The 521-nt window shown below is 79.7% G+C and carries 1 protein-coding gene; it reads left to right on the forward strand.

Going from position 1 to position 521, the window contains the following annotated elements; genetic code table 11:
- The coding region (locus CRM73_RS19525) for a glycosyltransferase family 9 protein (RefSeq protein ID WP_370658585.1) at window positions 1–521 on the forward strand (521 nt) is incomplete at both ends.

The following is a 521-nucleotide window of genomic DNA, read 5'->3' on the forward strand; positions in this document are numbered from 1 at the left end:
GGACGGCCGCCCGGCCCGACGCCCGCCCGGTCTCGGCCGGGGCCCGGGGCTGATCGTGGGCCGCACCCTCGCCGTCCGCCTCGACTCGGACGGGGACGTCCTGCTGACCGGGCCCGCGGTGCGGGCCCTGGCCCGGCTGGGGAACCCGGTGGACCTGCTGGCCTCCCCGTCCGGTGCCGCGGCCGCCCGCCTGCTGCCGGACGTGGACGCGGTCCTCGAGTACTCGGCGCCGTGGTCGGGCTTCCGGCCCCCGCCCGTGGACCGGGAGACGACCGAGGACCTGGTGGACGCCCTCGCCGCCCGCGGCTACGACCTCGCCGTGGTGTTCACGTCCTTCCACCAGAGCCCCCTGCCCATGGCGCTGCTGGCCCGGCTCGCCGGGATCGACCGCGTGGTCGCCACGAGCGAGGACTACCCCGGGTCGCTGCTGGACGTCCGGCACCGCCGCGCGGACCCGCCCGGCGGGGGCCACGAGGTCGAGGCGGCGTGTGCGCTCGCCGTCGCGGCGGGCGCCCCCGAGC

It is taken from the genome of Kocuria sp. CCUG 69068 (genome assembly GCF_020833785.1).
Lineage (GTDB): Bacteria > Actinomycetota > Actinomycetes > Actinomycetales > Micrococcaceae > Kocuria > Kocuria rosea.